The organism is Streptomyces sp. NPDC059255, assembly GCF_042752355.1.
Classification (GTDB): Bacteria; Actinomycetota; Actinomycetes; order Streptomycetales; family Streptomycetaceae; genus Streptomyces.
Genome location: NZ_JBHYZP010000002.1, coordinates 311,086 through 331,972, shown reverse-complemented (window position 1 = coordinate 331,972; position 20,887 = coordinate 311,086). Strand labels below are relative to the sequence as shown.

Annotated in this window: 19 protein-coding genes and 2 pseudogenes; 19 read left to right on the top strand and 2 right to left on the bottom strand. The window is 72.1% G+C overall.

The annotated features are described in order from the left end of the window. Positions 1-57: 57 nt before the first annotated feature. The 3 genes from ACFXKG_RS05120 (at position 58) to ACFXKG_RS05110 (ending at position 3,136) form a co-directional block, all read left to right on the top strand. Positions 58-921, top strand: a complete 864-nt coding sequence (locus ACFXKG_RS05120; RefSeq protein ID WP_384832843.1) for an ABC transporter permease — start codon at positions 58-60, stop codon at positions 919-921. Next, positions 918-2,033 (top strand): ABC transporter ATP-binding protein, encoded by a 1,116-nt coding sequence (locus tag ACFXKG_RS05115; protein ID WP_384832489.1) that lies wholly within the window; start codon positions 918-920, stop codon positions 2,031-2,033. Before ACFXKG_RS05120 ends, ACFXKG_RS05115 begins: the two co-directional genes overlap by 4 nt. A gap of 89 nt (positions 2,034-2,122) precedes the next feature. Continuing rightward, positions 2,123-3,136 (top strand): ABC transporter ATP-binding protein, encoded by a 1,014-nt coding sequence (locus tag ACFXKG_RS05110; protein ID WP_384832840.1) that lies wholly within the window; start codon positions 2,123-2,125, stop codon positions 3,134-3,136. Here ACFXKG_RS05110 and ACFXKG_RS05105 read toward each other — a convergent pair. Beyond that, complete coding sequence (locus ACFXKG_RS05105) at positions 3,116-4,009, bottom strand: LysR family transcriptional regulator (protein ID WP_384832486.1); 894 nt, start codon at positions 4,007-4,009, stop codon at positions 3,116-3,118. The two genes, ACFXKG_RS05110 and ACFXKG_RS05105, sit on opposite strands and share 21 nt — an antisense overlap. Positions 4,010-4,105: 96 nt before the next feature. On the opposite strand from ACFXKG_RS05105, the gene ACFXKG_RS05100 reads away from it, so the two are divergent. The 15 genes and pseudogenes from ACFXKG_RS05100 (at position 4,106) to ACFXKG_RS05030 (ending at position 18,548) form a co-directional block, all read left to right on the top strand. Beyond that, entirely contained in the window at positions 4,106-4,240 is a 135-nt protein-coding gene (locus tag ACFXKG_RS05100) for a hypothetical protein (RefSeq protein ID WP_384832483.1), read from the top strand. Positions 4,241-4,606: 366 nt separating this feature from the next. Then, positions 4,607-5,485 (top strand): sulfurtransferase, encoded by an 879-nt coding sequence (locus tag ACFXKG_RS05095; protein ID WP_384832480.1) that lies wholly within the window; start codon positions 4,607-4,609, stop codon positions 5,483-5,485. Positions 5,486-5,500: 15 nt separating this feature from the next. Continuing rightward, on the top strand, positions 5,501-6,397 hold the full coding sequence (locus tag ACFXKG_RS05090; RefSeq protein ID WP_384832477.1) for an ABC transporter permease: 897 nt from the start codon (positions 5,501-5,503) through the stop codon (positions 6,395-6,397). Positions 6,398-6,460: 63 nt separating this feature from the next. Continuing rightward, complete coding sequence (locus tag ACFXKG_RS05085) at positions 6,461-7,246, top strand: ABC transporter ATP-binding protein (RefSeq protein ID WP_384832837.1); 786 nt, start codon at positions 6,461-6,463, stop codon at positions 7,244-7,246. Continuing rightward, positions 7,243-8,259 carry an ABC transporter substrate-binding protein gene (locus tag ACFXKG_RS05080; RefSeq protein ID WP_384832474.1) on the top strand — a complete coding sequence of 339 codons (1,017 nt, stop codon included), beginning with the start codon at positions 7,243-7,245 and terminating at the stop codon, positions 8,257-8,259. The genes ACFXKG_RS05085 and ACFXKG_RS05080 overlap by 4 nt, the downstream gene beginning before the upstream one ends. Positions 8,260-8,391: 132 nt before the next feature. Next, the gene (locus tag ACFXKG_RS05075) at positions 8,392-9,501 is read left to right on the top strand and encodes an LLM class flavin-dependent oxidoreductase (protein ID WP_384832471.1); all 1,110 of its coding nucleotides are present in this window, start codon (positions 8,392-8,394) and stop codon (positions 9,499-9,501) included. Positions 9,502-9,731: 230 nt separating this feature from the next. Further along, positions 9,732-9,995, top strand: a pseudogene (locus ACFXKG_RS05070) (ABC transporter substrate-binding protein); the annotation flags it as partial. Positions 9,996-10,047: 52 nt separating this feature from the next. Next, positions 10,048-10,383, top strand: coding sequence for a hypothetical protein (locus ACFXKG_RS05065; RefSeq protein WP_384832834.1), 336 nt, complete (start codon positions 10,048-10,050; stop codon positions 10,381-10,383). A 143-nt stretch (positions 10,384-10,526) separates the two neighbouring features. Continuing rightward, a complete protein-coding gene (locus tag ACFXKG_RS05060; protein WP_384832831.1) occupies positions 10,527-11,855 on the top strand; it encodes an FAD-binding oxidoreductase in 1,329 nt (442 codons plus the stop codon). A 111-nt stretch (positions 11,856-11,966) separates the two neighbouring features. Then, positions 11,967-12,398, top strand: coding sequence for an SH3 domain-containing protein (locus ACFXKG_RS05055; protein ID WP_384832468.1), 432 nt, complete (start codon positions 11,967-11,969; stop codon positions 12,396-12,398). Positions 12,399-12,663: 265 nt separating this feature from the next. Further along, the gene (locus ACFXKG_RS05050; RefSeq protein WP_384832466.1) at positions 12,664-13,995 is read left to right on the top strand and encodes an enolase C-terminal domain-like protein; all 1,332 of its coding nucleotides are present in this window, start codon (positions 12,664-12,666) and stop codon (positions 13,993-13,995) included. 49 nt (positions 13,996-14,044) lie between these two features. Beyond that, positions 14,045-15,259 (top strand): extracellular solute-binding protein, encoded by a 1,215-nt coding sequence (locus ACFXKG_RS05045; RefSeq protein ID WP_384832464.1) that lies wholly within the window; start codon positions 14,045-14,047, stop codon positions 15,257-15,259. A 59-nt stretch (positions 15,260-15,318) separates the two neighbouring features. Beyond that, positions 15,319-16,287, top strand: a complete 969-nt coding sequence (locus tag ACFXKG_RS05040) for a carbohydrate ABC transporter permease (protein ID WP_384832461.1) — start codon at positions 15,319-15,321, stop codon at positions 16,285-16,287. Beyond that, complete coding sequence (locus ACFXKG_RS05035) at positions 16,280-17,212, top strand: carbohydrate ABC transporter permease (RefSeq protein ID WP_384832458.1); 933 nt, start codon at positions 16,280-16,282, stop codon at positions 17,210-17,212. Before ACFXKG_RS05040 ends, ACFXKG_RS05035 begins: the two co-directional genes overlap by 8 nt. Positions 17,213-17,261: 49 nt before the next feature. Then, a complete protein-coding gene (locus tag ACFXKG_RS05030) occupies positions 17,262-18,548 on the top strand; it encodes an alpha-L-fucosidase (RefSeq protein WP_384832455.1) in 1,287 nt (428 codons plus the stop codon). 58 nt (positions 18,549-18,606) lie between these two features. On the opposite strand, the gene ACFXKG_RS05025 is transcribed toward ACFXKG_RS05030, so the two are convergent. Beyond that, entirely contained in the window at positions 18,607-20,223 is a 1,617-nt protein-coding gene (locus ACFXKG_RS05025; protein WP_384832828.1) for a CocE/NonD family hydrolase, read from the bottom strand. 185 nt (positions 20,224-20,408) lie between these two features. On the opposite strand from ACFXKG_RS05025, the pseudogene ACFXKG_RS05020 reads away from it, so the two are divergent. Continuing rightward, a pseudogene (locus tag ACFXKG_RS05020) lies at positions 20,409-20,681 on the top strand (TetR/AcrR family transcriptional regulator); the annotation flags it as partial. Between the last annotated feature and the right edge of the window lie 206 nt (positions 20,682-20,887).

Sequence of the window (20,887 nt, the reverse complement as noted above, 5' to 3'; positions counted from 1 at the left end):
ACGGTGCGCGGGCCGGACGCCGCCGGCGCCGCGGCGGCGGTGCGAGCCGCGCGGGCCGTGGCGGTACGAGCCGCGCGCGCCGTGGTACACGGCCCCCGGGCGCGGGCCCTGCGGGCGAACCGGCTCGCGCTCACCGGGTCCGTCATCGCCGCGGTGTTCGTGCTCGCCGGACTCCTCGCCCCGCTGATCGCCCCGTACGACCCGGCCCGGCCGGACTTCACCGACGCCCTGGCCCCGCCGGGGCTCGCGCACTGGCTCGGCACCGACGACCTCGGGCGCGACCAGCTCTCCCGCATGATGTACGGCGCCCGCGCCTCGCTCCAGGTGGGCGTGGTCGCGGTGGCGTTCGCCTTCGCGGTCGGCCTACCGCTCGGCCTGCTCGCCGGGTACTACGGCCGGTTCGCCGACAGCGCGGTCTCCCGGCTCACCGATACCATGCTGGCCTTCCCCTTCCTGGTGCTGGCGGTCGGTCTCGCCGCCGTCCTCGGCCCCTCGCTGACCAACGCCACCATCGCCATCGGCATCGCGCAGATCCCCGCCGTCATCCGGATCAGCCGAGCCGAGACGCTCCGGCTCAAACACACCGACTACGTGGCGGCGACGGTGGCCAACGGCGGCGGCGACGCCACCGTCCTCGGCCGCCACATCCTGCCCAACGCGTCCTCCGCGCTCCTCGTCCAGGCCACCGTCGGCATCCCCACCGCCATCATCGGCGAGGCCCTGCTCAGCTTTCTCGGCCTCGGGGTCCAGCCCCCCGAACCCTCACTCGGCGTGATGCTCTCCGGCGCCCAGTCCTTCCTCGCCCCCGCGCCCTGGCTGGCGGTCTTCCCCGGGCTGGCGATCGTGGCCGCGACCCTCGCCTTCAACCTGCTCGGCGACGGGCTGCGCGACGTCCTCGACCCCCGGGGAGGCACCCGATGAGCCCGCCGCCCGTGCTGAGCGTGCGTGACCTGTCGGTGTCGTTCCGCTCCGGCCACGCGGGAGGCGAACCCGCCGGCATCCGGACCGTACACGCCGTCGACTCCGTCTCGTTCGACCTCGCACCCCGTGAAGTCCTCGCCGTGGTGGGGGAGTCGGGGTGCGGCAAGTCCGTCACCTCCCTGGCCGTCATGGGCCTCCTGCCGCCCACCGCGACGGTGACCGGCTCCATCAGGCTCGGCGGCCGGGAACTCGCGGGCGCGCCGGACAAGGAGCTGCGGAAGGTGCGCGGCAAGGACATCGCGATGATCTTCCAGGAGCCGATGACCTCGCTCAACCCGGTTCTCACCGTCGGCCGGCAGATCGGCGAAGTGCTGCGCGGACACCAGGGGCTCGGCAGACGCCAGGCCAGGGAGCGGGCCGTGGAACTCCTCGAACTGGTCGGCATCCCGGACCCGGCCCGGCGCGCCCGGGAGTACCCGCACCAGCTCAGCGGCGGCATGCGGCAGCGCGTCGTGATCGCCGTCGCCGTGGCCTGCGACCCCGGGGTGCTGATCGCCGACGAACCCACCACCGCGCTGGACGTCACCGTCCAGGCGGGCATCCTGGAGGTCCTGCACTCCCTGCGGGAACGGCTCGGCACGGCGATCGTCCTGATCACGCACGACCTCGGCGTCGTCGCCGACACCGCCGACCGGGTGCTCGTGATGTACGCGGGCCGCGCTGTCGAACAGGCTCCGGTGCACGACCTGTTCGCCGCGCCCCGGCACCCGTACACGGCGGGACTGCTGGGCGCGGTGCTGCGCCCGGGCGCCGGTGTGGGTGTGGGTGTGAGTGCGGGTGCTGCCGGTGTGGGTACGGGTGCTCGTACGGAGACCGGAGCCGTCAAGCGCCGGCTGACGGAGATCCCCGGACTCGTCCCCAGCCTGGACGAACAACCGGACGCCTGCACCTTCGCCCCGCGCTGTGCCCGCGCCGACGACCGGTGCACGGGAGCCCGGCCCGCCTTCGGGCCCGTGCCCGACGCCGGGCACCACCTGGTCGCCTGCCGGCACCCGGCCGGTGAGGCGCCCGGCACCGATGGCCCGCCCGTCGGCGAGGAGGAGAGCGCGTGACAACCGATGGGGTCACCTCGGCCCAGGGCGCTCGCCCGGAAGGTACGGAGCGTACGGAAGAATCCCCACCCGTCCTCGAACTCGCGTCCCTGACACGACACTTCCCCGCGGGCCGGGGCACGGTCCGCGCCGTCGACGGGGTCACCCTCACCGTCGCCCGGGGCGAAGTCCTCGGCCTGGTGGGGGAGTCGGGGAGTGGGAAGTCCACGGTCGGGCGGTGTGCCGTACGGCTCGACGAGCCGACCTCCGGAACCGTACGGATCAACGGGACCGACATCACGCGCCTTTCGCGCCGGGCCCTGCGGCCGTTGCGCGAGAAGTTTCATCTCGTCTTCCAGGATCCGTCGTCCTCGCTCGACCCGCGGATGACCGTCGGCCGGATCGTCGCCGAACCGCTGCGTCTCCACGGAATCGCCCGCGGCGAGGCCGCCCGCGCGCGGGTCGCCGGGCTCCTCGCCCAGGTGGGGCTGCGGCCCGAGTACATCGACCGGCACCCTCATGAACTCTCCGGCGGCCAGCGGCAGCGCGTCTCTCTCGCCCGAGCCCTCTCCGTCGACCCGGATCTGCTGATCGCCGACGAGCCGACCTCGGCGCTCGACGTCTCCGTCCAGGCGGCCGTCCTCAATCTGCTCGCCGACCTCCAGCGCGACCGGGGGTTCGGCTGTCTCTTCATCACGCACGACCTCGCGGCCGTGGAGTTCCTCGCCGACCGGATCGCCGTGATGTACCTCGGCGAGATCGTCGAACTGGCCCCGACCGCCGAGCTGTTCGCCTCGCCCAAGCACCCGTACACGCAGGCGCTGCTCTCCGCCGCGCCCGTGCCCGACCCGGTCGTCCAGCGCTCCCGTGAGCGCATCGTCCTCAGCGGCGAACTGCCGAGCCCGCTCTCGCCTCCGCCCGGCTGCCGCTTCCACACCCGCTGCCCGGTCGCGGTGGACCGCTGCCGTACCGAGCGCCCGGAGCCGCGGACGCTGCCGTACCCGCCGGGAGCGGCCGGAGGCCGGCAGGTCGCCTGCCATCTCGTCGCCGACGACGGCACCGCACCGGACGCCGGGGCCCCCGCCCGCCCCGCGCGGCCGGTGTCAGGCCGGGGCGGCGGCTGAGCCGGAGTCCCGGGCGGCGGCTGGGCCGGCCGAGAGGAGCGCGCTGACCGCCGCGACCGCGCCCGCCACCATGACGGGGTCGGCGCCCCGCCGGGCGTGCGCGCTCATCCGTATCGCCGGTACCGGCGGCAGGTCATGGCGTTCGGTCAGGCCGTCGGGCCCCTGGCCGACCGATGCGAGCAGCGCGGCGCCGAGACCGGCGCGCGCGGCGTCCAGGACCCCGGCGAGGTAGCCCGCGTCACAGACCACGGTGGTGGGGATGGCGCGTTCCGCGAGTACGCCCAGGGCCCGGCGGCGGATCGCGCACGGGTCCTCGATGGCCACCAGCGGCAGCGGCGCCGGTGCCTCGGGGAGCACCCAGCCGGGCGCCGCGTACCAGCTCAGGGGCAGGCCGCCGACCGGGGTGCCCTCCGTGCCCGCCGCCTCGGTCACGTACACGGCCAGATCCACCGTGCCCCGCTCCACGGCCTCCACCAGCCGGGCCGAGCGGTCGATCCGGAACCGCACCCGGCACTCGGGCCGCGCCTCGCGCACGGCGGCGGTGAGCAGCGGCAGGATCTGGTCGGCGGCGTGCTCGGTGGAGCCGATGACGACCGAGTCCCCGGCGTCCCCGAGCAGCGTACGGACGGCCTCGTCGTGTACGGCGATGATGCGGCGGGCCTGTTCGAGCAGGCGGGCGCCGTCGGCCGTGAACCGGGTGCCGCGGCCCGCGCGCTCGACCACCGGACGGCCCAGGGTCTTCTCCAGCCGCCGAACGTGCTGGCTGACCGCGGACTGGCTCAGCGCCAGGGCCTCGGCGGCCCGGTGGAAGCCGCCGCGGTCCGCGACCGCGACGAGGCTGCGCAGCGCGGTGATGTCCAGAACGGGTGCCATGGCCGCACGCTAGCACCGATCGATCAGGAAACGTGATCGATGATGAGTGCGAATCGTCGTTGGACGTGTGCGGCGTACGTCAGCCATGCTGGGGGCATGTTGCGAACCGTGCACGGGGCGGCCGTCGAGCCGACCCCCTTCGACGCCCGGCGGACCGCCGCCGTGGGCGCGCCGCTGACGCAACGCCGCGTGGTCGACTTCGGCCTCGTCAACAGCGCCCGCTGTCGCTGAACAACCGGAACACCGGGATCATCCTGATCGCTCCCGCCGGTATGACTGCTCCGACCGGTCCGGTCACGCGAGCGTCCTGATCGTCCTGATCGCTCGGCTCCCACTTTTCCCGCTGTTTCCGCTGTTCCCTCTGCTCCCTCGCTGAGCCACGTCCCGTGCCCCCGCCGCCGTCCGGCGGGTGTCGTGCCGTACCTCCCCGATGGTCCCGAAGGGGCCCCGCCGCCCCGGAGAGCCCGCCGTTCCGCCGTATCTCCCGCCCGGTCCGACCTCATACGCGTCCACCGCCGTACGCGCGCGGTCCCGGCGGAAGCCGGCTGCCCTCGCCGAGACCGCCGAGACGCCCTCACCCCCGCCGGAGGCGACCGTATGCCCGCCCATGCCACCCACCCTCCCCATGCCGCGACGCCCCGAGTCCTGACCACGGTCACCGAACTGGCGGGCCTGCTCGCCTCCGCCGAACCGCCCGTCGTCCTGGACGTACGGTGGGCCCTCGGCGACCCGCACGGCCGCGATCACTACCGCGCGGGACACATCCCCGGCGCCGTCCACGCCGACCTCGACACCGAACTCGCCGCGCCCGCCTCCCCGCACGGGGGCCGGCACCCGCTGCCCGACCTCGACGTCCTCCAGGCGGCGGCCCGCCGCTGGGGGATCAGCGCCGGGCGGCCGGTCGTCGTCCACGACGACAGCGGCAACACCGCTGCCGCCCGCGCCTGGTGGCTGCTGCGCTGGGCGGGCGTCGCGGAGGTGACGCTGCTCGACGGGGCGCTCGGCGCCTGGCGCGCCGCCGGGCTCCCGCTGGAGACCGGCGAAGTGGCGGCGGAACCCGGGGACATCACCCTCACCGCGGGCCATCTGCCCACCGTCGACGCCGACGAGGCCGCCGCATTGGCCCGCGCGGGCACCCTGCTGGACGCCCGCGCCGCCGAGCGCTACCGGGGCGAGACCGAGCCCGTCGACCCCCGGGCGGGCCATGTCCCGGGCGCCCGTTCGGCCCCCACCGGCGAGAACCTCGCCGCCGACGGGACCTTCCTGCCGCCGGACGCCCTGCGCTCCCGCTTCGCGGCCCTCGGCGCGGGCGACGGCACACCCGTCGCCGTCTACTGCGGCTCCGGTGTCACCGCGGCCCACCAGATCGCCGCGCTCGCCCTCGCCGGCACCGACGCCGCGCTCTTCCCCGGCTCCTGGTCCGCCTGGTCCGCCGACCCCGCCCGTCCCGCAGCCACCGGCCACCTGCCGGGCTGACCGAGAGGAACCGAGATGTCAGTGCAGGAGCACGCCGCCCCCGGCACCGCCCCGCCACCCGCCGCAGGCCCGGCCCGGCCATCGCCTCCGGGTGACGCTCCTCGTCTCACCATCCGGCCCGGGCGCCGTGCCCGGCCCGGGAAGGGCGTCCCCCGGTGGGCGCGGCGCGCGAGTGGACCCGTCGGGGTGCTCCTCGCCTGGTACGCGGCGAGCGCGACCGGTGTGCTTCCTTCGAGCGTCCTCGCCTCACCGGTCGACGTCGTACGCCAGGCATGGGAACTCACCGCCAACGGCGAACTCCCCAGCGCCATCGGCGCGTCCGGGAAACGCGCCGCGACCGGCTTCGTGATCGGCGCCGTGATCGCGCTCTCCCTCGCCCTGACCGCCGGCCTCTTCCGGCTGGGCGAGGACGTCATCGACTCCTCCATGGGCATGTTCCGGGCGATCCCGTGGGTGGGTCTGATCCCGCTGTTCATCGTCTGGTTCGGCATCGAGGAGACCCCGAAGATCGCCCTGGTGGCGCTCGGCGTCACGTACCCCCTCTACTTCAACATCTACGGCGGCATCCGCTCCGCCGACTCCCAGCTCATCGAGGCGGCACGGATGCTGGGCCTCGGCAGACTCGGGCTGATCCGCTACGTGATCCTGCCGTCCGCACTCCCCGGCGCGCTGATCGGGCTGCGGTACGCGCTGTCCACCGCGTGGCTGGCGCTGGTCTTCGCCGAGCAGGTCAACGCCGGCAACGGCATCGGCTACCTGATGAGCAACGCCCAGCAGTACTTCCGTACCGATGTGATCGTGCTCTGCCTCGCCGTCTACGCGGTACTGGGGCTGATCTGCGACTTCATCGTCCGGGTGCTCTCCAGACGCCTGCTGAGCTGGCGGGCATCCTTCGACGGCGACGGGGCGTGAGGACACGCGATGAGCGCGAACACGAACACGAGCGGTACGAGCACGAGCACGACCGGTACGAGCATGGGTCAGGGGACGGACGCGAGCGTGGAGATCCGGGGACTGACCCGGACCTTCGACGGCAGGACCGTCATCGACGGACTCGATCTCACCATCCGCCAGGGCGAGTTCGTGGCGCTCCTCGGGCAGAGCGGCTGCGGCAAGTCCACCCTGCTGCGCATCCTCGCCGGGCTGGACGACGAGATCAGCGGCGAGGTCACCGTACCGAGCCGCCGCTCCGCCGCCTTCCAGTCGCCCCGGCTGCTGCCGTGGCTGAAGGTGTGGCGCAACGTCGTCCTCGGCCTGCCCGGCAGGCCGGACCGGGAACTCGCCACCCGCCGGCTCGCCGAGGTCGGCATCGAGCAGCGTGCCGGCGTGTGGCCCAAGACCCTGTCGGGCGGCGAGGCACAGCGCGTCTCGCTCGCCAGGGCCCTGGTACGGGACCCCGAACTCCTGCTGCTCGACGAGCCCTTCGGCGCGCTGGACGCGCTGACCCGGGCGACCGCGCAGCGGCTGGTGGGGGAGTTGTGGCAGCGCCACGGCTGCTCGATCCTCCTGGTCACCCATGACGTGGAGGAGTCGCTGCTGCTGGCCGACCGGGTCCTGGTGATGGACGCGGGCGGCATCGCGCACGAGGTGACCCTGGACCTGCCCCGCCCCCGGAGCCTCGGCTCGCCCGAATTCGTCGCGCTGCGAGGCCAGTTGCTGTCCTGGCTCGGTGTACGGGACGCCTCGGCCTCCACCTCCGCTGCCGACCCCGACCCCGACCCGGCCCCGGGCACGAAATCCCTGGAAGGAAGGCTCACATGACCCGCGTCCGTACCCGCACTCGTACGCGCACCCTCGTTGTCGCCCTCGCCCTGTCCGCCCTCGCCCTGGTGACGGCCGGATGCGGTACGGAGAGCGACGGTACGGCCTCCGGGCCGGCGGCCGCCGCCTCCGACGTCACCCTCACCCTCGGCGACCAGGCCAAGAACCTCCAGACCCTGGCCAACGCCTCGGGCGCCTTCAAGGGCGCCCCGTACCAGGTGAAATGGGCCGAGTTCGAGGGCGCGGCGCCGCTCTTCCAGGCCGCGCAGGCCGGCGCGGCGGACACCACGTACGCCGCCGATCTGCCCACGCTCCAGGCGCTCAGCGGAGGTGTGCCGATCAAGGCGGTGGCCGCGCTGCGCAACGACGGGACGGCCGTCGGCATCGTCGTCCGGAAGAACTCGAAGATCAGGACGGTGGCGGACCTCAAGGGGCAGACGGTCGTGGTCTCCTCCGCCAAGGGCAGCATCTCCGAGTACCTGCTCGCCAACGCCCTTCAGCAGGCCGGTCTTTCGTACTCCGACGTCAAGGTCAAGTATCTGCTGCCGACCGACGCGCAGGCCGCCTTCGGCGCCGGGAAGATCGACACCTGGGCGATCTTCGGCGTCTACAAGGCGGTCGCCACCCAGCAGGGCGGCCGGGAGATCGTCAACGGCGAAGACGGGCTGGTCAGCGGTTACGGCTTCATCGGGGCCTCCGAAAAGGCGCTGGCCGACCGGGCCAAGAAGCCGGCCCTCGCGGACGCGGTCAAGCGCCTCGGCACCGCCCTGGAGTGGGCCAGGAACCACCCCGACGCGTACGCCGCCGCGATCCGGAAGAACAACGGCGCCTCCGCCGAGGTCGCGAAGACCATCGTGAACCAGAGCTACGGCGAACTGGTCCCGGTCACCCCCGAGGTGACGCGGGCGGTCCAGAAGGTCGCGGACACGATGCACGGCATCAAGGTCCTGGACCCGAACGTCAAGGTCGCCGACTCCGTCGACACCAGCCTCGCCGTACCAGCTTCTCCGTAACCGTCTCTCCGTACCAGCCTCGCCGTAACGGCCTCTCCGTAGCAGCCTCGCCCGCCGTAACGGCCTCTCCGTCACGTAACCCCGCCCGTCGACCTCGACCGCCTTCGGACCAGTTGTCAGGAGTCCCCCGCCATGCCTGTCGAATTCATCAGCGCCGTCCACCCCAACCCGACCTTCGACGGAACCTCCACCTTCGGCCGGGGCATCGACCCCGACTTCACCCGCCGTTACGCCCGCGCCCTGGACGACGGCGGCTTCGACTACACACTGGTCGCCTACCACTCGTCGTCCGCCGACGCCCTTCAGCTCGCCCAGTTCGTGGCCACCCACACCGAGCGGCTGAAGCCGATGCTCGCCCACCGCCCCGGCGTCGTCTTCCCGACGCACGCGGCCCGCGCCTTCGCCACCCTGGACCGGATCAGCAAGGGGCGGCTGGCCGTGCACATCATCTCCGGCGGCAGCGACGAGGAGCAGCGCCGTGAGGGCGACTACCTCGGCAAGAGCGAGCGGTACGACCGGTCGGACGAGTACATCCGGATCCTGCGCAAGGTCTGGTCCGCCGACGGGCCCGTCTCGCACGAGGGCACCCACTACCGGTTCGAGGACTTCGTCTCCGACGTCACGCCTTACCACGGCACCATCCCCGTCTCCGTCGGCGGCTCCTCGGCCGACGCGTACCGGGTCGGCGGACAGCAGGGCGACATCTTCGGGCTCTGGGGCGAGCCGCTGAAGGAGACCTCCGAGCAGATCGCCGCCGTCCACGCCGTCGCGGACGCGGCGGGCCGGCCCCGGCCGCGTATCTGGGTGTCGTTCCGGCCGATCATCGCCCCCACCGACGAACTGGCCTGGGAGAAGGCGCACCAGATCCTCGGCCGGGCCAAGGAGGGCGCCGCCGAGCGCGCGCGGCACCAGCACGCCAACCACTATCCGGCACCGGGCGCGGGCCGGCCCGCCAACGTCGGCTCGCAGCGGCTGCTGGACATCGCGGCCCGGGGCGATCTGCACGACCGCGCGCTGTGGACGCCGCTGGCCACCGCCACCAACGCGGCGGGCAGTTCGACCGCGCTCGTCGGCTCGCCCGAGACCGTCGCCGCCGCCCTGCTCGACTACGTGGACATCGGCTGCGAACTGCTCTCCATCCGCGGCTGGGACCCGCTCAACGACGCGATCGACTACGCGCGGTACGTCCTGCCGCTGGTACGGCAGGAACTCGCCTCTCGCGAGGCCCGCGCCGCCGCCTGAGCCCCCGCCCTCCTTCACTCCGCCCCGCCCGCTCGTCCTTGAGGAACCACCATGCCCCGCTTCCGCAGACCACCCCTGATCGCCTCGGCGCTCGCGCTCGTCCTCTCCTCGCGGTGGGGGACACCGGCTGGGCGCGCTACCAGGCCGTACTGAAGCTCGCGGGCCTCGACGACACGCCGTACAAGGTGAAGTGGAGTGTGTTCCAGGGCGGTGACCTGCAACGGCAGGCCATGCGGGCGGGCGCGCTCGGCGTCGCCGCCTCCAGCGGGATCCCGCCCGTCTTCGCGGCGGCCGACGGCAAGGCCAACTTCAAGGTCGTCGCGGTCATGAAGGCCAACACCCTGCTGCAGGAGGTCGTCGCCCCCAAGGGATCGAAGATCACCGGCATCGGCCGGCTCAAGGGAAAGAAGGTCGGCTACGTCAAGAACACCACGGCCCAGTACTTCCTCTACGCGCTGCTGAAGCGGGCCGGTCTGCGGTGGACCGACATCCAGGCCGTCCCGCTCCTCCCGGACGCCGGACTCGCGGCGCTCACCCGAGCAGGCGCTGGGCACCAAGATCCTCGCCACCCGGCACGCCACCACCGCCGTCCGGACCGCGCTGCGGCTGCTCGGCAACCCCGTCCTCACCCGTGGCAACCCGCTGGAGTGCCACTTCCGCGACATCCAGTGCGCGCCGGTGCACGCGCCCCAGGAGGACACCGCGCTCCTGGCCATCGGGACGTCGGCGCTGAGCGCGTGGGCGAGCACGGCGGACCCCGACCCGACCGGGGCACCCGACCCGACCGGGACATCCGCGACGGCCGGGGTATCCGTGACGGCCGGGGCATCCGCGCCGACCACGACGTCCGGGACGTCCGACCCGACCGAGGAGCCCACGTGACCCTCACCCACCAGCCACCTCACCAGCCACATCAGCCACCCCGCGAGACCCATCAGCCCCACCACCCCTCCCACCACCCCGCGCATCAGCCCACCGAACAGGCCACCGCCGCCGCCCAGCTCCTCGGCCTCCTCGCCCGTGACCTGGCCCCCGACCGCCTCACCACGGACCCGGCCGCCACCGCCCCGTACGCCACCGACCGCTCCGGCACCCGCCCCGACGGCCAGCCCATGGCCGTCGTGCACGCCGCGCGCGCCGACGACGTACGGACCACGCTGCGCCACGCCGACGCCCTGCGTGTCCCCGTCGTCCCCCGGGGCGCGGGCACCGGACTCTCCGGCGGCGCCACCGCCCCCGAGGGCTCGCTCGTCCTCGACCTGGCCCGGATGAACCGTATCGTCGAGATCGCCCCCGACGACCAGCTCGCCGTCGTCGAACCCGGTGTGATCACCGCCGATCTGGACCGCGCCGCCGCCGCGCACGGACTGCGGTACGCCCCCGACCCGGCCAGCGCCGCCCTCTCCACCATCGGCGGCAACATCGCCACCAACGCCGGGGGCCTGCGCTGCGCCAAGTACGGGGTCACCCGCGACAGCGTCCTCGGTCTGGACGCCGTACTCGCCGACGGCACCCTCCTGCGCACCGGCCGCCGTACGGTCAAGGGTGTCACCGGCTACGACCTCACGGCGCTGCTCACCGGCTCGGAGGGCACGCTCGGTGTGATCACGGCGGCGACCGTACGGCTGCGGCCCCTCCCGGTCGCGACCTCGACGCTCGCCGCGTACTTCACCACCTTCGCCGACGCGGCGGACGCCGCGACCGCGCTCACCGCCGCCCGGATCGAACCGGCCATGGCCGAACTGCTGGACGGTCCGGTCCTCGCCGCCATCGACGAGGCCACGGGCTCCGGCCTGCGCGGCCGGGGCGGTGCGCTGCTGCTCGTCCAGTGCGACGGCGCGGGCGCGGCGGCCGAGGCGGCGCGGGTCGCCGCGCTCCTCCACGGACGCGCCACCTCCGTCGAACTGACCGACGACGAGGGCGAGGCCGAGGCCCTGCTCGCCGCGCGCCGGCTCGCGCTGCCGTCCCTGGAGCGCCTGGGCCGGCCCCTCATCGAGGACATCGCCGTGCCCCGCTCCAGGCTGGCCGAGGCGGTACGGGAGATCGAGACGATCTCGGCGCGCCACGGCGTGCCCGTCTACACCCTCGCCCATGCCGCCGACGGCAATCTCCACCCCATCCTCGTCATCGACCCGGCGCTCGCGGAGCTGCCGGACGCGGCCTGGGACACCGCCTCCGACATCTTCGCCACCGCCCTGCGCCTCGGCGGCACCCTCACCGGGGAACACGGCGTCGGCACGCTCAAGCGCCGGTGGCTCGCCGACGAACTCGGCCCGGACAGTGTGGCGCTGCACCACCGGCTGAAGGCCGCGTTCGACCCGCACGGCATCCTCAATCCCGGTAAGGCGATCTGACGAGAATCCCGGTGAGGCTACCTATCCGGGTGAGGAATCCGTTTCACCCTGGCGAGCGCGCCGCCCGGCATGCCATAAGGAGGTAACGCCCAAAAGGGAAAGAGGATGATGATGTCCGCACTCCGTATCAAGGGCCGTGCCGCCGCCGCTGCTTCCGCTGCCGCGCTCACGCTCCTCGCACTCGCCGGCTCCGCGGCCCTGACGGCCGCCCCGGCGGCGGCCGCCCCGGCCCCGCCCGCTCCTCCGGCCGCGTCCCCCGCGTCGCAGGGGCAGACGCCCGCCGCGTCCCAGACGCAGACGCCCGCCGTCGAGCCCAAGGGGCGGGTCGTCTCGCGGCTCACCCTGAGTATCCGGGAGCGGCCGACCTCGGACTCGGCCTACCTCGGAGGTATCCGGCCGGGCACGGTCATCGCGCTGTCCTGCAAGGTCGTCGGCCAGAACGTGGACGGCAACCGCCTCTGGTACCGCCTCGGCGACGGGCGCCCGGGCTATGTCGCCGCCCGGTACGTCGAGAACCTGTCGCCGGTGCCCTACTGCCGCTGATCTGCCGCTGCTTCCGGTACGCATACATCAGGCCACCCTTCGAATTCCGGGGGGTGGCCTGATGTATGCGCACCCTCTGTGCGGAGGGTCGAACACCCTCGGTGATTCATCCAAACTCTGTGTCGGTTCACGGCTCAATAACGCTGCATTGAGGGGAGATCTGATCCCTTGACACTCGATACATCCGATGTTTTGATGCGCGGAACGCCTTGGGCGTTGGCTTGCTCTCGCGGTAGCAGCGCATGGATCAGGACAAGGAGCCCCAGTGAGCCGGATCACGAGTGTGTCGACGCGGGACGTCCGGTTTCCCACCTCACGGGAGCAGCACGGCTCGGACGCCATGAACCCGTCGCCCGACTACTCGGCGGCGTACGTCGAGATCGCCACGGACGCGGCGGACGGCCACGTCGGGGCCGGTTTCGTCTTCACGATCGGCCGGGGCAACGAGGTGCAGGCAGCCGCCGTCGACGCGCTGCGCGACCGGCTCGTCGGCGAGGACGCCGAGGCGCTCTGCGCCGACATGGGCGGTACGTGGCGCTCGCTCGTCCACGACTCGCAGTTCCGCTGGCTCGGCCCCGAGAAGGGCGTGATGCACATGGCGATCGGCGCCGTCGTCAACGCCCTGTGGGACCTCCGGGCGAAACGGGCGGGGCTGCCACTGTGGGACCTGCTCGCCGGGATGTCACCGGAGGAGATCGTCGACCTGGTCGACTTCCGCTACCTCAGCGACGCGCTCACCCGCGACGAGGCCCTGGAACTGCTCCGCAAGGCCGAACCGGGGCGCCCCGAGCGCCGCCGTGACCTCCTCGCGCGCGGATTTCCGGCCTACACGACGACGCCGGGGTGGCTCGGCTACGACGACGAACGGCTGGTCGCCCGCTGCCGCGAGGCGGTCGCGGACGGTTTCACGCAGATCAAGCTGAAGGTCGGAGGGGACCTCGACGACGACATCAGACGGCTGCGCCTCGCCCGGGAGACCGTCGGCGCGGGTGTCGCCATCGCCGTCGACGCGAATCAGCGGTGGGACGTCGAGGAGGCCGTCGCCTGGATCGACCGCCTCAGCCCGTACGACCTCGCCTGGGTCGAGGAGCCGACGAGCCCGGACGACGTCCTCGGCCACGCCGAGATCGCCCGCCGGATCGCCCCGGTACCCGTCGCGACCGGCGAGCACATGCCCAACCGGGTCGTCGCCAAACAGCTCATCCAGGCGCGGGCGGTGTCGGTGCTCCAGATCGACGCGACCCGCGTCGCGGGTGTGAACGAGAACATCGCCATCCTCCTCCTCGCGGCGAAGCACGGCGTCCGCGTCTGCCCGCACGCGGGCGGCGTCGGACTGTGCGAGGCCGTACAGCACCTCTCGATGTTCGACCGCGTCGCGGTGTCGGGCACCGACGAGGGACGCTTCCTCGAATACGTCGACCACCTGCACGAACACTTCGTCACACCGGTCGACGTCCACGACGGACACTACTGGCCGCCGTCGGCGCCCGGCGCGGGCGCCGAGATGCTCGGCACGTCCCTGACCACCTTCTCCTACCCCGATGGCGCGGCATGGGCGCGGCACGAGGAAGGACCCGGCTCCGTACCACCCCAGTGAAGCACCGATACACAATGAAGTGGATGTCGCAATGAAACAACGGCTTTGCGTGAGTGCCACGGCGGTGGGCGCCGCCATGGTGCTCGCACTGACGGGATGCTCCTCCAGCACGGGCACGTCGAGTCAGTCGAAGGACAGCCTCGTCTGGTCGATGTGGATCTCGGGGACGGCGGACAAGGCGGCCTGGCAGAAGGTCGCGGACGGGGCCGGGGCGGACGGCGGGCCGAAGGTCACGGTCCAGGGCTCCCCCTTCAACGACTACTGGACCAAGCTCCGTACCCAGCTCGGCACCGGCGGCGCGCCGTGCATCGTCACCGTACAGAGCCTCCGGGCGGCGAACTACACGGACGTCCTGCGCCCGATCGACGAGTACGCCAAGAGTGCGGGCACCGACCTGCCGGCGTTCGACGCGACGGCGCTGAACGGCATGAAGGTCGGCGGCAAGCTCTACGCCCTGCCGTACGACACCGGCCCGTTGATGATGTTCTACAACAAGGACCTCTTCCGGCAGGTCGGCGCGGCGGCACCGACGCCGGGGTGGACCGTCGCCGAATTCGAGGCGGCCGCCGCGAAGTTCAAGGCGGCGGGCAAGCCGATGCTCGCCTCCTCGGTCGAGGACCTCAACCTGGAGTCGATGATCCTCGGCTACAACGGCGGCCGGGTCATCACCTCGGACGGTCAACTCGAACCGGAGAACGCGAAGTTCGCCCAGGGACTCGACTGGCTCTCCGGACTGGTGAAGAAGGGCGAGGCGACCCAGGCGAGCGCGGACGGCTCGGCCGACGACAACGCGTTCGTCGACCAGAAGGCCGGCCTCTACATCGACGGACCCTGGTCGCTGCTCCAGCAGAAGGCGAAGGTGAAGTTCCCGCTCGGGGTGACCACCATCCCGGCCGGCACCTCCGGTCCTTCGAGCTTCTCCGCCGGCTCCGGCTTCGGCATATCGAAGCAGTGCAAGTACCCCGAGCAGGCGTACCGGGCCATCGAGACGATGACCAGCGAGAAGACCCTGACCTCACTCGCTCAGCAGGGCCGGGCCTTCCCGGCGCGTACGGCGGCCCAGAAGGCCTGGTACGACAACGCGGGCATCGACGGCGCCGAGTTCCTGTTCACCGTGGCGCAGAAGAACGCGACCCCGCTGCCGGGCAACAAGCAGAGCGACCAGCTCAACCAGTTGTTCGTCCAGTACGCGATCCAGGCGGTCAACGGCCAGTCCTCGGGCACGGAGACGATGAAGTCCGTCGCGGGGCAGCTCACCCGGTGAGGAGCACGGTGGTGCCGTCACCGGTCCCTCCCGGTGACGAGGACGGAAGAAGTCGGGCGGTGAAGGGCGTGGCGGACGCGCCGGGCAGAAACGATACGGCGAACGCGGCGGACGAGGCGGACACGCTGAACGCGGCGGACACGACAGCGACGGAGGAGGCGGGCGCGCGGCGCTCCTGGTGGGGAGCGGCGTTCGCCGCGCCCCACTCGATCGGACTGGCCGTCTTCACGGTGGTCCCGATCCTCGCCTCCCTCTTCGTGAGTTTCATGAACTGGCCCCTGATCGGGGAGCGTTCGTGGGACGGGTTCGGGAACTACACCCGGTTGTTCTCGGACCCGGTCTTCCGGACCGTCATCCTCAACACGGTCGGGTTCGTGGTGCTGTACGTGCCGCTGAACCTGGTGATCTCGCTCGGGCTCGCGGCCTGGCTGACCCCGCGGATCCGGCACCGGCAGATCTTCCGGGTGCTGTTCTTCATCCCGACGGTGACCCCGATCGTGGCGAACGTCGTGGTGTGGCGGATGCTGTACCAGCCCGACGGGCTGATCGACGCGACACTTCAGTCGACGGTCGGGGCGCAGGCGCCGAACTTCCTCGCGGACGAGAAGTGGGCGATGTTCGCGATCGTCGCGATGAGCGTCTGGCAGGGCTTCGGCTACAACATGCTCATCTTCTCGGCGGCGCTCGACGCGGTGCCGGAGAATCTGATCGAGGCCGCGCAACTCGACGGCGCGGGCCCGTGGCAGACGTTCTGGCGCATCAAGTTCCCGGCCATCTCACCGTCGGTCTTCTTCGCCACGATGATGACGCTCATCACCTCGTTCCAGGTGTTCGCGCAGCCGTTCCTGCTGACGAAGGGCGGTCCGGGCACCTCGACCGAGACGCTCGTCCAGTACATCTACAACACCGGATTCCAGAACCAGCAGCTCGGACTCGCCTCGGCGGGCGCGTGGGTGCTGTTCGTCATCATCCTCGGGATCACGGCGGTCCAGTTCCTCGGCCAGAAGCGTTGGGTGCACTATGGGTAGCGGTACGCGGACGATCACAGCCGGCGGGGCGGGCACCACGGCCGCGCCCCGGAGGACCGGCGCCGGGACCGGCCGCCGCCCCCGCCCGGGGGCCGGCGCGGGCTCGCGGGCGCGGCGGGCGATCGGCTACGCGCTCCTGTGCCTCATCGCCCTGCTCTTCATGGCGCCGCTCATCTACATGGTGGCGACCAGCCTCAAGCCCGACTCCGAGACCTTCTCGAACCCGCCCACCCTGTGGGGTTCCGCCATCCAGTGGCAGAACTACGCGGATGTCTTCACGTATCTGCCGTTCGCCCGCTTCATCCTGAACGGCGTGCTCGTGGCCACCCTCGGGACCGCCGTCAACCTCGCGGTCGCGGCGTTCAGCGGCTACGCCTTCTCGCGGCTGCGCTGGCGCGGCAGGAACCTCGTCTTCCTGCTCTTCCTGGTCACGCTGATGATCCCGCAGGACGTCCTCGTCATCCCCATGTACGTGATGATGCAGGGCGTCGGATGGGTCGACACGTTCCAGGCGCTGATCCTGCCGTGGGCGTTCACGGCCCTCGGCGCCTTCCTCATCCGGCAGTTCTTCCTGACGGTCCCCCAGGAACTCGACGACGCGGCCCGTGTCGACGGCGCGGGCACCGTCCGTACCTTCTTCAGTGTGATGCTGCCGCTCGCCCGTCCGACCCTCGCGGTCCTGGCCGTCTTCACCTTCATCAGCTACTGGAACTCCTTCCTCTGGCCGCTCGTCGTCATCAACGATGTCGATGCCCGCGCCACCATCCCCCTCGGCCTCCAGGCGTTCTTCGGCCAGCAGGGCAGCCAGTGGAACCTGGTCATGGCCGCGTCGGTGGTCTCCATGCTGCCCACCGTGATCATCCTCGTCCTCCTCCAGAAACACCTCGTCAGGGGCATCGTCACCAGTGGCCTCGGCGGCCGCTGAACACCGGCTCCGCACCCCACCCACGTAAGCACGGAAGGATCCGACCGACATGACTGTCCCCGCCTGGTTCACCGAGGACCGCTTCGGCATGTTCATCCACTGGGGCCTCTACTCCCTGCCCGCCCGCCACGAGTGGGTGAAGAACCGCGAGCGGACGACGGACGCGGACTACGACACGTACTTCCGCCACTTCGAGCCGGACCTCTTCGACCCCACGGAGTGGGCGCGCGCCGCGAAGAAGGCCGGCATGCGGTACGTGGTCCTCACCACCAAGCACCACGACGGCTTCTGCCTCTGGGACTCCAAGCTCACCGACTACACGTCGATGAACACCCCCATCGCCAAGGACCTCGTCCGCGAGTTCGTCGACGCCGTACGCGCCGAGGGACTGCGCGTCGGCTTCTACCACTCGCTCATCGACTGGCACCACCCCGACTTCACGATCGACGGCCACCACCCGCGCCGCGACGACGCGCCCGAGGAGATCGAACGGCTCAACGAGGGCCGGGACATGGACCGGTACCGGGCCTATCTGCACGGTCAGGTCGAGGAGTTGCTGACCGGGTACGGCACCATCGACTACCTCTTCTACGACTTCTCCTACAAGCAGGACGACCACCACGACGTGTGGAACGGCAAGGGCGCCGAGGACTGGGGCGCGGAGGAACTCCTCGCCCTCACCCGCCGGCTCCAGCCGGAGATCGTGGTCAACGACCGGCTCGACATCCCCGGCGACCTCGTCACACCGGAGCAGTACCAGCCCGACCGCCCGATGGAGGCCGACGGCGTCCCCGTGGTGTGGGAGGCGTGCCAGACCCTCAACGGCAGCTGGGGGTACGACCGTGACAACGTCAATGTGAAGAGCGTCGACCTCCTGGTCCGGATGCTCGTCGACGGCGTCTCGAACAACGGCAACATGCTGCTGAACGTCGGCCCCACCGGACGTGGCGAGTTCGACGCGACGGCGATCACGGCCCTGGAGGGCATAGGGGAGTGGATGCGCCGCCACGAGCGTTCCATCCGCGGCGCCGGCCCCGCCCCCTTCCGCGCCCCGGCCGACACCCGCTACACGCGGCGCGGCGACCGCCTCTACCTCCACCTGTTCGCCTGGCCCTTCGAACACCTGCACCTGCCGGGGCTCGGCGGCAAGGTGGCGTACGCGCAGCTCCTCAACGACGCCTCGGAGATCCCGTTCCGCGAGATCGACCCCTCGGTGAAGGCCCTCACCACCGGCCTCGGCGGCCAGCCCGCGGGCACCCTGACCCTCACCCTGCCGATCATCCGCCCCGACGTGGCCGTCCCCGTCGTCGAACTGTTCCTGAAGGAGGACGCCTGACCGTCCCGTCAGCCCCGGCGGCCCGGCCCGTGGGCCGATCCCCGGGGCGCCGAGCGGGTTACGCGACGTCGCCGACCTCGCCGCCATGGGGGAGCACCAGCGCCGAGTCGGTGTGGAGGGTGAGCCGCACCGGTGTGAAGGTGGTGGCCTCCACCGGCGACTCCCCGGTGCCGGGCCCGCGGGCGTACCGGGGGTGGGCGCCTCCGCTGATCTGCCAGCGTATGCGGTGGCCGACGGCGAAACGGTGGGCGGTCGAGCTCATCGGCACGGTGACCCGCGCGGGTTCCTGCCCGGTCGTCCGCAACCGGCCCAGTCCGTCGCAGACGTTGACGGAGCGGCCTTCCGCGTCCACGTCGCACAGGCGGGTGAAGACGTCGGCGTGACCGGTGTCCGTGGAGACGCTCAGCCGCGCGGAGACCGGCCCGAGGACGTCCAGGGGCTCGGTCAGCGGGGGACCGGTGAACGTCACGACGTCGTCCCGGGCCTCCAGGGCCCCGTTGTCCCGGGAACCGGAGGCGGGGGAGAGCAGGGGGCCGCCCACGGACGGGGTGGGGTCGGCCGGGTCGTAGCGGAACGAGACCAGCGGCCGGGAGTCCGTGGGGGGCTGCCGGACGAGTACCCCCTCCGGAGCGGCGTACCAGGGGAAGGCGGCGTCCGGGGCCGGTGGCCAGTCGTCGAGATCGCGCCGCCCGTCCTCCCCGCCGACGTGCACGCGCACCCGGGTCGGACGCAGCCCGGAGGGGTCGTCGCACAGGTGCGCGCGCAGCCACGCGAGGCTCTCGGCGAACACCTCGGGCCACCCCTGCTGCAGTGCCGAGGCGTGGGTCCAGGGGCCGACGAGCAGGGCGGTCTCGCCGCCGGCCCGGCGGAGCCTGCCGTACTGCTCGAAGGTCTGGTCGACCAGGGCGTCCTGCCAGCCGGTGATCAGCCCGACGGGCACGCGGCACGTCCGCGCCGCCTCCGCGAGCGAGGCGCCGCGCCAGTACGGGTCCTCGGCGTCCGGGTGCGCCATCACGTCGTCCAGCCAGGGGACCTCGCCCCCGAGAGCGGGCACGTACGCGCCGCGCAGCGGCCGCGCGTCGACGACATCGCGCAGACGGCGCTGGAGACGCAGGGTGGACCGGAGGAAGGGCGCCATCCCCTGGTGCTGGTACGTCATGCCCGCGCCGACGGCGAGCGCGGTCTCCAGGCGGAGCACGCCGTCGGCGTGGAACAGGGCGTACGGATCGTGCAGCCCCACCTGCACCACCATCGCCTTCAGCTCCGGCGGCGGTTCCAGGGCGAGGGCCCACTGGGTGTAGCCCAGGTAGCTGGGGCCGACGGTTCCCAGCGTCCCGTTGAACCACGGCTGTTCACGCAGCCAGGACACGGTGGCCCGGCCGTCGGCCGGTTCGTTGCGCCACAGGTCGAACGCGCCGCCCGAACCGCCGGTGCCGCGGCAGCTCTGCAGGACCACGTGGAAGCCCTGTTCGGCGAAGAGCAGGCCGTACATGGGCGACCACGGCAGCCCCCTGCCGTACGGCGAGCGCACGAGAAGGGTGGGGAAGTCGCCCTCCGCGCGCGGGAAGTAGTGGTCCGTGATCAGCGGGCTGCCGTCGGCCCCCGGCACCACCAGCCCCGGCTCCCACCCGACGTCGTGCAGCCGGGCCGGAAGGCGGCGCCAGGTCGCCCTCATCATCCGTGCGGACAGCGGCGGTTTCCCGGCGGGCGGCGCCCAGGCGGGCTTCGGCACAGGGCCGTGCGTGCGTGATGACATGGTGCCCCCTTCGTCATTTACGTACAGCGTACGAGAATAGGGCATGCTTGGATGACGCCCACAAGGGGCTGGCTGCCGTGATCGAGGAAGGGGGCGCGAGAACCGTGACCCGTGACGGAGGACCGGGCGCCGGGGGCATCGACCCCCAACGGCTCTGGCTGGGCTCGACCCAGCCCCGCAGGGGCCGCAGGCCCGCCCACAGCCGGGAGGCGATCACCGCGGCGGCCGTCGCCCTGGCGGACGCGGAAGGGCTCGAAGCGGTCACCATGCGGAGGGTCGCCTCGCAGGTCGGCGTCAGCGTCATGTCGCTCTACAGCTACGCCCCCGACAAGGGGACGCTGCTGGAGCTGATGGTCGACCACGTCAGCGGCGAACTGCGGGCCGGCGCCGAACGGCGGACCGGCGGTGAACCGCCGACCGATGGCGAACCGCCGACCGGCGCCGAACTACCGACCGATAGTGAACCGCTGACCGATGGTGAACCACTGTCCGGCGCCGAACAACCGGCCGATGGCGAACCGGCGACCGATGGTGAACCGCTGACCGATGGCGAACCGCCGACCGGCGCCGAACGACCCTCCGG

Excerpts from the sequence above, each read along its gene's own strand:
- ACFXKG_RS05115 (WP_384832489.1), top strand. The coding sequence starts at position 918 with ATGAGCCCGCCGCCCGTGCTGAGCGTGCGTGACCTGTCGGTGTCGTTC.
- ACFXKG_RS05105 (WP_384832486.1), bottom strand. The coding sequence starts at position 4,009 with ATGGCACCCGTTCTGGACATCACCGCGCTGCGCAGCCTCGTCGCGGTC.
- ACFXKG_RS05100 (WP_384832483.1), top strand. The coding sequence starts at position 4,106 with ATGTTGCGAACCGTGCACGGGGCGGCCGTCGAGCCGACCCCCTTCGAC.
- ACFXKG_RS05095 (WP_384832480.1), top strand. The coding sequence starts at position 4,607 with ATGCCCGCCCATGCCACCCACCCTCCCCATGCCGCGACGCCCCGAGTC.
- ACFXKG_RS05090 (WP_384832477.1), top strand. The coding sequence starts at position 5,501 with ATGTCAGTGCAGGAGCACGCCGCCCCCGGCACCGCCCCGCCACCCGCC.
- ACFXKG_RS05085 (WP_384832837.1), top strand. The coding sequence starts at position 6,461 with ATGGGTCAGGGGACGGACGCGAGCGTGGAGATCCGGGGACTGACCCGG.
- ACFXKG_RS05080 (WP_384832474.1), top strand. The coding sequence starts at position 7,243 with ATGACCCGCGTCCGTACCCGCACTCGTACGCGCACCCTCGTTGTCGCC.
- ACFXKG_RS05075 (WP_384832471.1), top strand. The coding sequence starts at position 8,392 with ATGCCTGTCGAATTCATCAGCGCCGTCCACCCCAACCCGACCTTCGAC.
- ACFXKG_RS05055 (WP_384832468.1), top strand. The coding sequence starts at position 11,967 with ATGTCCGCACTCCGTATCAAGGGCCGTGCCGCCGCCGCTGCTTCCGCT.
- ACFXKG_RS05035 (WP_384832458.1), top strand. The coding sequence starts at position 16,280 with ATGGGTAGCGGTACGCGGACGATCACAGCCGGCGGGGCGGGCACCACG.
- ACFXKG_RS05030 (WP_384832455.1), top strand. The coding sequence starts at position 17,262 with ATGACTGTCCCCGCCTGGTTCACCGAGGACCGCTTCGGCATGTTCATC.
- ACFXKG_RS05025 (WP_384832828.1), bottom strand. The coding sequence starts at position 20,223 with ATGAGGGCGACCTGGCGCCGCCTTCCGGCCCGGCTGCACGACGTCGGG.